Genomic DNA, 10,993 nt, shown 5'->3' with positions numbered 1-10,993 from the left:
CTGAACAGCAGCCATGCCCGAACAGGATCATCGCCACAACGGCGACCACTTTGATAATCGCGAACCAGAACTCCATCTCACCGAACACCTTCACGTTGGTGAGGTTGACGGCGTTAATGGCAACGAAGAACACGGCGGCAGAGACCCAGGTTGGGATCTCAGGCCACCAGAACTGGATGTATTTCCCTACCGCCGTCAGTTCGGCCATGGCAACCAGCACGTAGAGCACCCAGTAGTTCCAGCCGGAAGCGAAGCCGGCAAAGGAGCCCCAGTATTTATAGGCAAAGTGACTAAAAGACCCGGCTACCGGCTCTTCAACCACCATTTCACCCAACTGACGCATGATCAGGAAGGCAATAAAACCTGCGATAGCATAGCCGAGAATAATCCCCGGTCCTGCGGACTGTATTACGGAGGCGCTGCCCAGAAACAGGCCGGTCCCGATAGCCCCGCCCAGCGCAATGAGCTGAATATGGCGGTTTTTTAGGCCGCGCTTCAGCTGACCGCCGTGCTGTTCACCTTCCATCATGAAAACCTCGTTCGTGTGTGGTTGTTATGTTGTGTAATCAATAAAGTCCATTTTATGTATTTATATCTTTACGGTTAATCTGGCTGAAAAAATCGCTGATGTCTTCCGTAAGCGCAAGAATAGTGGTAAGCGCATTTGAATGCACCTGCTTTATGAAGGGATGATGACGAGTTGGATAAAAAGAAAGCATTTGTAAATCAGCCCGATTTAACGTCCTACCTCCAGGCATAGAATAAAAATGCCCAATAAGTGGGCAAAATTTCATTATTTGCGTTGTTGAATCGCTTCAGATTGCCAAATCCCTCGTTTCACTAAGGTTAATTGTGCCTCTTTAGTGGTAATCAACTCTTTTATCCAAAGTTACATTTCTGAAACGTGCTTTCTGTAAGGTTGTTAAAATGTGCATGGTTTCCTGATTTCAATCAAAACCTGTATGGACAGAAGGTGAATACTTTGTTACTTTAGCGCTACGAACTTGAAATTGGTAAGACCAATTGACTCCGGGCTAATGGCAGAGACAGGGAATAATGGCCTACAGCAAAATCCGCCAACCAAAACTTTCTGATGTGATTGAACAGCAGCTGGAGTTTTTGATTCTTGAGGGGACACTGCGCCCCGGCGAAAAACTTCCGCCTGAACGCGAGCTGGCCAAACAGTTCGACGTCTCCCGTCCTTCGCTGCGTGAGGCCATCCAACGCCTCGAAGCTAAGGGTCTGCTGCTTCGTCGCCAGGGCGGCGGTACGTTTGTGCAGAGTAGCCTCTGGCAGAGCTTCAGCGATCCGCTGGTAGAGCTACTGACCGACCACCCTGAATCCCAGTTTGATCTGCTGGAAACCCGTCACGCGCTTGAAGGTATCGCGGCCTATTACGCCGCATTGCGCAGCACCGATGAAGATCACGAGCGTATTCGCGAACTTCATCAGGCCATCGAACGGGCACAGCTTTCAGGCGATCTTGACGCCGAATCCAGCGCCGTTGTCCAGTATCAAATTGCCGTCACCGAAGCCGCACATAATGTGGTTTTGCTCCATCTGCTACGCTGCATGGAGCCGATGCTGGCGCAAAACGTACGGCAAAACTTCGAATTGTTATACGCCCGTCGGGAAATGCTCCCGATGGTCAGCAATCATCGCACCCGAATTTTCGAGGCGATTATGGCCAGAGAGCCGGAGCAGGCGCGTGAAGCCTCGCACCGACATCTGGCTTTTATTGAGGAAATATTGCTGGACCGCAGCCGTGAACAGTCGCGACGCGAACGCTCACTACGCCGCTTACAGCAACGAAAGGATTAAGCGCCAATTTTTTAGAGCGCGGCAACTAAACGCAGAACCTGTCTTATTGCGTTTTCACGAAAGCGCAATGGGACAGGTTCCAGACAAATCAACGTATTAGATATAAGGAATACCCCCCATGTCAGAACGTTTCCCAAATGACGTGGATCCGATCGAAACTCGCGACTGGCTACAGGCGATCGAATCGGTCATCCGTGAAGAAGGTGTTGAGCGCGCTCAGTATCTGATTGATCAGCTCCTTTCCGAGGCCCGTAAAGGCGGCGTGAAGGTTGCAGCTGGTGCAGGGGCTAGCAACTACGTAAACACCATTGCCGTTGAAGATGAACCGGAATACCCGGGCAATCTGGATCTGGAACGTCGTATTCGTTCTGCTATCCGCTGGAACGCCATCATGACCGTTCTGCGCGCGTCCAAGAAAGATCTGGAGCTGGGCGGCCACATGGCTTCCTTCCAGTCTTCTGCGACCGTATACGAAGTGTGCTTTAACCACTTCTTCCGCGCTCGTAACGAAAAAGACGGCGGCGATCTGGTGTACTTCCAGGGTCACATCTCCCCGGGCATCTACGCACGTGCATTCCTCGAAGGTCGCCTGACAGAAGAGCAGATGAACAACTTCCGTCAGGAAGTTCACGGTAAAGGTCTGTCCTCTTACCCGCACCCGAAACTGATGCCGGAATTCTGGCAGTTCCCGACCGTATCTATGGGTCTGGGTCCGATTGGTGCAATCTACCAGGCTAAATTCCTGAAGTATCTGGAACACCGTGGTCTGAAAGATACCTCTGAGCAAACCGTTTACGCCTTCCTGGGCGACGGTGAGATGGATGAGCCGGAATCCAAAGGTGCGATCACTATCGCAACCCGTGAGAAACTGGACAACCTGTGCTTCATCATCAACTGTAACCTGCAGCGTCTGGATGGTCCGGTAACCGGTAACGGCAAGATCATCAACGAACTGGAAGGCATCTTCGCGGGTGCTGGCTGGAACGTCATCAAGGTCATGTGGGGCGGTCGTTGGGATGAGCTGCTGCGTAAAGACACCAGCGGTAAACTGATCCAGCTGATGAACGAAACCGTTGACGGTGACTACCAGACCTTCAAATCCAAAGACGGCGCCTACGTTCGTGAGCACTTCTTCGGTAAATACCCGGAAACCGCCGCTCTGGTTGCTGACTGGACTGACGAGCAGATCTGGGCCCTGAACCGTGGTGGTCACGATCCGAAGAAAGTCTACGCTGCACTGAAAAAAGCGCAGGACACCAAAGGTAAAGCGACTGTAATCCTGGCCCATACCATCAAAGGTTACGGCATGGGTGATACCGCAGAAGGTAAAAACATCGCTCACCAGGTGAAGAAAATGAACATGGACGGCGTGCGTCATATCCGCGACCGTTTCAACGTTCCAGTGAGCGATGAGCAGGTAGAAAACCTGTCTTACATCACCTTCCCGGAAGGTTCTGAAGAGCACAAGTACCTGCACGAACGTCGTCAGGCGCTGAAAGGCTACCTGCCAGCTCGTCAGCCGAACTTCACCGAGAAACTGGAACTGCCGGCGCTGGAAGACTTCTCTCAGCTGCTGGAAGAACAGAACAAAGAGATCTCTACCACTATCGCCTTCGTTCGTGCCCTGAACGTGATGCTGAAGAACAAGTCTATTAAAGACCGTCTGGTTCCGATCATCGCCGACGAAGCGCGTACCTTCGGTATGGAAGGTCTGTTCCGTCAGATTGGTATCTACAGCCCGAACGGCCAGCAGTACACCCCGCAGGACCGTGAGCAGGTTGCTTACTACAAAGAAGACGAAAAAGGTCAGATCCTGCAGGAAGGTATCAACGAGCTGGGCGCAGGCGCATCCTGGCTGGCTGCTGCGACATCTTACAGCACCAACGATCTGCCGATGATCCCGTTCTACATTTACTACTCCATGTTCGGGTTCCAGCGTATCGGTGACCTGTGCTGGCAGGCAGGCGACCAGCAGGCTCGCGGCTTCCTGGTAGGTGGTACTTCTGGTCGTACGACCCTGAACGGTGAAGGTCTGCAGCACGAAGATGGTCACAGCCATATTCAGTCTCTGACTATCCCGAACTGTATCTCCTACGATCCTTCTTACGCGTACGAAGTTGCTGTCATCATGCATGACGGTCTGGAGCGTATGTATGGTGAGAAGCAAGAGAACGTTTACTACTACATCACCACTCTGAACGAAAACTACCACATGCCGGCAATGCCAGCAGGTGCCGAGGAAGGTATCCGTAAAGGTATCTACAAACTCGAAACCCTCGAAGGTAGCAAAGGTAAAGTTCAGCTGCTGGGCTCCGGTTCTATCCTGCGTCACGTTCGTGAAGCAGCAGAGATCCTGGCGAAAGATTACGGCGTGGGCTCTGACGTGTACAGCGTCACCTCCTTCACTGAACTGGCGCGTGATGGCCAGGATTGTGAGCGCTGGAACATGCTGCACCCGATGGAAACCCCGCGCGTTCCGTACATCGCTCAGGTGATGAACGATGCACCGGCAGTGGCTTCCACTGACTATATGAAACTGTTTGCTGAGCAGGTTCGTACTTATGTACCGGCTGATGATTACCGCGTACTGGGTACTGACGGCTTCGGTCGCTCTGACAGCCGTGAGAATCTGCGTCACCACTTCGAAGTGGACGCGTCTTACGTAGTCGTAGCGGCACTGGGCGAACTGGCTAAACGTGGCGAAATCGATAAGAAAGTGGTTGCTGACGCAATCGTCAAATTCAATATCGATGCAGAAAAAGTTAACCCGCGTCTGGCGTAAGAGGTAAAGAGATAATGGCTATCGAAATCAATGTACCGGACATCGGGGCTGATGAAGTTGAAATCACCGAGATCCTGGTCAAAGTGGGCGACAAAGTTGAAGTAGAACAGTCGCTGATCACCGTAGAAGGCGACAAAGCCTCTATGGAAGTCCCGTCTCCGCAGGCTGGCATCGTTAAAGAGATCAAAGTCTCTGTCGGCGATAAAACCGAGACTGGCGCACTTATCATGATATTCGATTCCGCCGACGGTGCAGCTGCTGCTGCACCTGCGCAGGAAGAGAAGAAAGCCGCTCCGGCCGCTGCACCAGCAGCTGCCGCGGCAGCGAAAGACGTTCACGTGCCGGACATCGGCGGCGACGAAGTTGAAGTCACCGAGATCCTGGTCAAAGTGGGCGACACCGTGACCGCTGAGCAGTCCCTGATCACCGTAGAAGGCGACAAAGCCTCTATGGAAGTTCCGGCACCGTTCGCAGGCACTGTGAAAGAAATCAAAGTGACTACCGGCGACAAAGTTTCCACCGGTTCTCTCATCATGGTCTTCGAAGTCGCGGGCGCAGCTCCGGCAGCGGCTCCGGCACAAGCAGCAGCACCGGCGGCAAGCGCTCCGGCAGCGGCTGCGGGCGCGAAAGACGTTCACGTACCGGATATCGGTGGTGATGAAGTCGAAGTGACCGAAGTGATGGTGAAGGTCGGTGACAAAGTGACCGCTGAGCAGTCTCTTATCACCGTAGAAGGCGACAAAGCCTCTATGGAAGTTCCGGCGCCGTTCGCGGGTACCGTGAAAGAAATCAAAATCAGCACCGGCGACAAAGTGTCTACCGGCTCTCTGATTATGGTCTTCGAAGTCGAAGGCGCGGCCCCTGCGGCAGCACCGGCTGCGGCACCGGCACCTGCTGCGGCAGCTCCGGCTCCGGCGGCTAAAGCGGCTCCGGCTGCAAAAGCTGAAGGCAAATCTGAGTTTGCTGAAAACGACGCTTACGTTCACGCGACTCCGCTGATCCGCCGCCTGGCACGCGAATTCGGCGTTAACCTGGCGAAAGTGAAAGGCTCCGGTCGTAAAGGCCGTATCCTGCGCGAAGACGTTCAGGCTTACGTGAAAGATGCGGTTAAACGCGCTGAAGCGGCTCCGGCTGCAGCGGCTGGCGGCGGTCTGCCGGGCATGCTGCCGTGGCCGAAAGTTGATTTCAGCAAGTTTGGTGAAATTGAAGAAGTGGAACTGGGTCGTATCCAGAAAATCTCTGGTGCTAACCTGAGCCGTAACTGGGTGATGATCCCGCACGTTACGCACTTTGACAAAACCGATATCACCGATCTGGAAGCGTTCCGTAAACAGCAGAACGCCGAAGCTGAGAAGCGTAAACTGGACGTGAAATTTACCCCAGTGGTCTTCATCATGAAAGCCGTTGCCGCCGCTCTGGAACAGATGCCGCGCTTCAACAGCTCTCTGTCCGAAGATGCGCAGCGCCTGACGCTGAAGAAATACATCAACATCGGTGTAGCGGTTGATACTCCGAACGGCCTGGTGGTTCCGGTCTTTAAAGACGTGAACAAGAAGAGCATCACCGAGCTGTCTCGTGAACTGACCGTGATCTCCAAAAAGGCACGTGATGGCAAACTGACCGCTGGCGAAATGCAGGGCGGTTGCTTCACCATCTCCAGCATCGGTGGCCTGGGCACCACTCACTTCGCGCCGATCGTGAACGCGCCGGAAGTGGCTATCCTCGGTGTCTCCAAGTCTGCGATGGAGCCGGTGTGGAATGGCAAAGAGTTCGTACCGCGTCTGATGATGCCGATCTCCCTGTCCTTCGACCACCGTGTTATCGACGGTGCTGATGGTGCGCGCTTTATTACCATCATCAACAACATGCTGAGCGACATTCGCCGCCTGGTGATGTAAGAGAAAAAGCCGGCCAATCGGCCGGCTTTTTTCTGGTAATCTCATGATGTTATATGAGGTTATTCGTGCCAAAGATAAATCGTTGCCGTTTTGTTGTTTCAAAATTGTTAACAATTTTGTAAAATACGGGCGGATAGAACGACCCGGTGGATGATGGGCGACAAGACCAGGGACCGCCGGAAATAAATTAAGAGGTCATGATGAGTACTGAAATCAAAACTCAGGTCGTGGTACTTGGGGCAGGTCCGGCAGGGTATTCCGCTGCCTTCCGTTGCGCTGATTTAGGTCTGGAAACCGTAATCGTAGAACGTTACAGCACCCTCGGTGGTGTTTGTCTGAACGTTGGCTGTATCCCTTCTAAAGCACTGCTGCACGTTGCGAAAGTTATCGAAGAAGCCAAAGCGCTGGCTGAACACGGTATCGTCTTCGGCGAACCGAAAACCGATATCGACAAAATTCGTACCTGGAAAGAGAAAGTAATCACTCAGCTGACCGGTGGTCTGGCTGGTATGGCCAAAGGCCGTAAAGTTAAAGTGGTTAACGGTCTGGGTAAATTCACCGGGGCGAACACCCTGGAAGTGGAAGGCGAGAACGGCAAAACCGTTATCAACTTCGACAACGCTATCATCGCGGCGGGTTCCCGTCCGATCGAACTGCCGTTCATTCCGCATGAAGATCCGCGCGTGTGGGATTCCACCGATGCGCTGGAACTGAAAACTGTACCTAAACGCCTGCTGGTTATGGGTGGCGGTATCATCGGTCTGGAAATGGGCACCGTATACCACGCACTGGGTTCAGATATCGACGTGGTTGAAATGTTCGACCAGGTTATCCCGGCTGCCGACAAAGACATCGTTAAAGTCTTCACCAAGCGCATCAGCAAGAAATTCAATCTGATGCTGGAAACCAAAGTGACCGCCGTTGAAGCGAAAGAAGACGGTATCTACGTTTCCATGGAAGGCAAAAAAGCCCCGAGCGAACCGCAGCGTTACGACGCGGTGCTGGTGGCTATCGGTCGTGTACCGAACGGTAAAAACCTCGACGCGGGCAAAGCTGGCGTGGAAGTGGACGACCGTGGCTTCATCCGCGTTGACAAGCAGCTGCGCACCAACGTGCCGCACATCTTTGCTATCGGCGATATCGTCGGTCAGCCGATGCTGGCGCACAAAGGTGTTCACGAAGGTCACGTTGCCGCTGAAGTTATCGCCGGCATGAAGCACTACTTCGATCCGAAAGTTATCCCGTCAATCGCCTACACTGAGCCAGAAGTGGCATGGGTCGGTCTGACTGAGAAAGAAGCGAAAGAGAAAGGCATCAGCTACGAAACCGCCACCTTCCCGTGGGCTGCTTCTGGCCGTGCTATCGCTTCCGACTGCGCAGACGGTATGACCAAACTGATTTTCGACAAAGAAACTCACCGCGTTATCGGTGGTGCGATTGTCGGTACCAACGGCGGCGAACTGCTGGGTGAAATCGGTCTGGCTATCGAAATGGGTTGCGACGCCGAAGATATCGCGCTGACCATCCACGCGCACCCGACCCTGCACGAATCTGTGGGTCTGGCCGCTGAAGTGTTTGAAGGTAGCATCACCGACCTGCCAAACGCGAAAGCGAAGAAGAAGTAAGTCTTCTGCGAAGATAATAAAAAGCGGCTGAGTCAGCCGCTTTTTTTATTTCTCCCGCTTCGTCAAAGTGTTAGTAATCATTTCTCGCGTAATACCTCTCTACATCTTGAAGTCCTTTTGAAACTAATTTCAGAGTAAACTTATAGAGTGCTAATTATTTTCGAGGTGCAAGATGAAAAGGTTACTGACTACAGCAGCATTAGCCGCAACACTATTTTCAGGTCTGGCATTTGCCGCCGACCCCGTTATTCCGTGGGCAGTCAACAGCGGTGCTACTGAAAGCACGCACATTGCTGGCGTCGGACAGGATCTGAATGCGCAGCATCAGGCTGTGACTAAAACTCAGGAAGGGGTGTGGGCCGCGAACTCTGGCAGTATTGGTGCCGACGAAGCCGCACTCACCAGCTCAAAACCGGCGGTGATTGGTCATCAGGGTCTGATGCCACATCAGGGTTAATGGTTGGCTGAGAAAAAAGCCTGGCGATTGCCAGGCTTTGTCGTTTTTATTGTTCGACTTTCTGCCAGGGGGCTTCTGTCGAGAAGTGGGTGACAGTTTTAACCTTCTCTGCAGACTGCTCACCGAGATCGGCCTGATACACTTCGTCGTTCAGATTGACCATAAAGCTCATCACTCCGGTTTGTCCCCAGACCACAGGCCAGGCAATCAGCGCCACGCCTGAAGCGTCGTGGTCATTAATTATCCTGAAATGATAACCGTGGTACCCCATCCCAGGCACGGCGGGGCTGTAGGCAGGGCCGAGGGGGCTTGGGGCTTCGCCAGGCTTGATGGGCCAGTAAAGACCATCCTTTTTCCCTTCGCTGCTGATGAGTTTCTTCGCCCATGAGTTGGTGAGCTGGTAATACTCCTGCTGCGCATCAACAAAGGCGTGCATCGCCTGAATGGCAGAAAGCTCATTGCGCCCGATTTCACGCGTTTCGATCTCTTCCGCCGCCTGGGCCATATTAAACTGCCAGCCTTCCGTATGACGGGTCATGGGGATCGGTAGCTGCCAGTTTTCACTGCCGACGTTGATATACGCGGTATCGCCTTCGGTGACGATTTTGTGGCTCTCTTTCCAGTCGCGCAGGAAACGAGCTACCGCTTCAGGATCCGCACCTTCAGGCGGCAGATAGCGGCGCCAGTCATCGCCCAGCAGAGCGCTCATCTTCGCTTCATTGTGGGTGGTTATTGCCTCGACCAGAGCGGTCGCGGCCTTTTCTGGCGTGGTGAATGCCTTTTGAGCAAATACCGGCAGAGCGAATAGCGTCAGTACGCCAGCAATCACTGTTTTTTTCATGACTTTTTCCTTAGCGACGACGCATTTCACGAGATTGACCACGGCCTTCACGAGCCTGATTGTTGCGGGCGGAGGTGTTTCTGCTCTCCATACCCCGCTGACGCTGTGCCTCCCAGGACGGCGAGCGGCTATCGTTCCCGCTCAACGCATTGGCCCGGTTATTCTGTACGCGCTGCGGGCGTTGTGCGGCGTTGGACGCAGTGCGCTGCTGCTGTTGCGCTCTTTCACGACGCTGCTGCTGTTGCTGCGCCGACGGCTGCTGGCGTTGGTTCTTCGCCCGATTCACCGGCTGGTTGTCGTACCCACGATAATCATTGCGTTTTGCCGTCTGGCGCATCTGCTGTGACGCTGCCTTACGTTGGGCATCTTTCGTGCCCGCCGCCGGGCGCGCTGAAGTACCCGTTTTCTTCTCGAACTGGTTCATCGCGGCCTGACGCTGGCTGTCGCGGTTGACCGTTGTGTTCTGAGTGGCGCTGAGTCCTCCCGCCACGTTGGTTCGATGGAACTGTTGGTTCAGCGAGTTGTTAGGGTATGGCGTGTTGTTGCGGTACGTCGGGTTGTGCTGCCAGTTAACATTTTTACCGTTCAAATGTTCCCCGGATATACGGTTGAAGTTATTCACGTCAATGTTGATGTTATCGCCGTTGTGGTTGTAGCCATTGCCGTTCCAGTTGCCATTACCGTGGTAATGATCGTCGTCATCCCAGTCGATATTACTGAACAGGGCGTAGGTGGTAGCGACCCCAAGACTGAAGCCGAGACCGTTCATAAAGCTGTTACCAAACTGCTCCCCGGGAGGTGGCGGTAAGTAAACCGGGGGATAGGCGGTGTTAGGCCAGGTGCCATAGACCGTCGACGGATTGTAGGTGGGCACGTAGACCACCTGAGGATCCGCGGATTCAATTTTAATCACCTGAGTTGTGGCCGGTGCGCTCTGGGTCGTGGTGGTGGTTGAGCTACTATTTGCCGGGGCTGCCGTGACCGTCACTTTTTGCTGTGGAGTGGACTTGAGCGCGCCGGTTTGCTGCGCCAGGGCGCGTAGTTTTTGTACCGAGTTCATCACGTCCTGCGGTTGGGCGAGGAAGGCGTTACCCAGGTCCTGAACCCACTGTGGGTTTTCACCCATCAGCGTCAGCAGGGCTGGAAATGCCACCAGCGATTTCACGCTAGGATCCCACGGTTGGTTCGCCACGGCCTGCACGGCGGGATCGCCCTGCATGCTCGGGTTATCGTGTGACCACTCCACCGCCTGCATCACGTTTGTCGGGTAGGTGGCTGCCATCAACACCTGCGACAGCAAGTTATCCGGGTAGAGCGCCACGGGGGCGACCCACTGATCGATTTGCGCAGTGGTGTAGGTGGTGGTCACCGGCGCGGCGGCTGGTGCGGTGGCCGCCGGAGCAGGGGCAGGTGCCGGAGGTGCAGGTTGAGCCGCCGTTTGTGCGGCAGGCTGGGTGATGGTTTCCGGGGCCCGGCTCTTCACATATAACACACCAGAAGCGGCGAGCAGCCCGGCACTGCACAGCAGAACGAGGGCCTGAGGTTTAAAGGACAACGTCATAGTATGAC

The 10,993-nt window shown here is 54.1% G+C and carries 7 protein-coding genes and 1 pseudogene; 5 read left to right on the top strand and 3 right to left on the bottom strand.

Features of this window, described 5'->3' with window-relative positions; genetic code table 11:
* A pseudogene (locus GYRE_RS00470) lies at positions 1 to 529 on the bottom strand (amino acid permease); the annotation flags it as partial.
* A 527-nt stretch (positions 530 to 1,056) separates the two neighbouring features.
* On the opposite strand from GYRE_RS00470, the gene pdhR reads away from it, so the two are divergent.
* The 5 genes from pdhR (at position 1,057) to GYRE_RS00445 (ending at position 8,583) form a co-directional block, all read left to right on the top strand.
* Positions 1,057 to 1,821: a pyruvate dehydrogenase complex transcriptional repressor PdhR gene (gene pdhR, locus GYRE_RS00465; protein WP_006817165.1), complete on the top strand. Its 765-nt coding sequence runs from the start codon at positions 1,057 to 1,059 to the stop codon at positions 1,819 to 1,821.
* A 118-nt stretch (positions 1,822 to 1,939) separates the two neighbouring features.
* Positions 1,940 to 4,603: a pyruvate dehydrogenase (acetyl-transferring), homodimeric type gene (gene aceE / locus GYRE_RS00460; protein WP_006817166.1), complete on the top strand. Its 2,664-nt coding sequence runs from the start codon at positions 1,940 to 1,942 to the stop codon at positions 4,601 to 4,603.
* Positions 4,604 to 4,617: 14 nt separating this feature from the next.
* Positions 4,618 to 6,501: a pyruvate dehydrogenase complex dihydrolipoyllysine-residue acetyltransferase gene (gene aceF, locus GYRE_RS00455; RefSeq protein ID WP_006817167.1), complete on the top strand. Its 1,884-nt coding sequence runs from the start codon at positions 4,618 to 4,620 to the stop codon at positions 6,499 to 6,501.
* Between the two features lie 200 nt (positions 6,502 to 6,701).
* A complete protein-coding gene (gene lpdA, locus GYRE_RS00450) occupies positions 6,702 to 8,126 on the top strand; it encodes a dihydrolipoyl dehydrogenase (protein WP_038252128.1) in 1,425 nt (474 codons plus the stop codon).
* Positions 8,127 to 8,298: 172 nt separating this feature from the next.
* A complete protein-coding gene (locus tag GYRE_RS00445; RefSeq protein WP_038252124.1) occupies positions 8,299 to 8,583 on the top strand; it encodes a hypothetical protein in 285 nt (94 codons plus the stop codon).
* 46 nt (positions 8,584 to 8,629) lie between these two features.
* On the opposite strand, the gene GYRE_RS00440 is transcribed toward GYRE_RS00445, so the two are convergent.
* Entirely contained in the window at positions 8,630 to 9,424 is a 795-nt protein-coding gene (locus GYRE_RS00440; RefSeq protein ID WP_038252122.1) for a DUF2950 family protein, read from the bottom strand.
* 10 nt (positions 9,425 to 9,434) lie between these two features.
* Positions 9,435 to 10,985, bottom strand: a complete 1,551-nt coding sequence (locus GYRE_RS00435) for a DUF3300 domain-containing protein (protein WP_038252121.1) — start codon at positions 10,983 to 10,985, stop codon at positions 9,435 to 9,437.
* Positions 10,986 to 10,993 lie beyond the last annotated feature (8 nt).

The organism is Yokenella regensburgei ATCC 49455 (assembly GCF_000735455.1).
In the GTDB taxonomy this organism is placed as follows: domain Bacteria; phylum Pseudomonadota; class Gammaproteobacteria; order Enterobacterales; family Enterobacteriaceae; genus Yokenella; species Yokenella regensburgei.
This window is presented reverse-complemented; position numbering and strand designations above follow the sequence as displayed.

Excerpts from the sequence above, each read along its gene's own strand:
- pdhR (WP_006817165.1), top strand. The coding sequence starts at position 1,057 with ATGGCCTACAGCAAAATCCGCCAACCAAAACTTTCTGATGTGATTGAA.
- aceE (WP_006817166.1), top strand. The coding sequence starts at position 1,940 with ATGTCAGAACGTTTCCCAAATGACGTGGATCCGATCGAAACTCGCGAC.
- aceF (WP_006817167.1), top strand. The coding sequence starts at position 4,618 with ATGGCTATCGAAATCAATGTACCGGACATCGGGGCTGATGAAGTTGAA.
- lpdA (WP_038252128.1), top strand. The coding sequence starts at position 6,702 with ATGAGTACTGAAATCAAAACTCAGGTCGTGGTACTTGGGGCAGGTCCG.
- GYRE_RS00445 (WP_038252124.1), top strand. The coding sequence starts at position 8,299 with ATGAAAAGGTTACTGACTACAGCAGCATTAGCCGCAACACTATTTTCA.
- GYRE_RS00440 (WP_038252122.1), bottom strand. The coding sequence starts at position 9,424 with ATGAAAAAAACAGTGATTGCTGGCGTACTGACGCTATTCGCTCTGCCG.
- GYRE_RS00435 (WP_038252121.1), bottom strand. The coding sequence starts at position 10,985 with ATGACGTTGTCCTTTAAACCTCAGGCCCTCGTTCTGCTGTGCAGTGCC.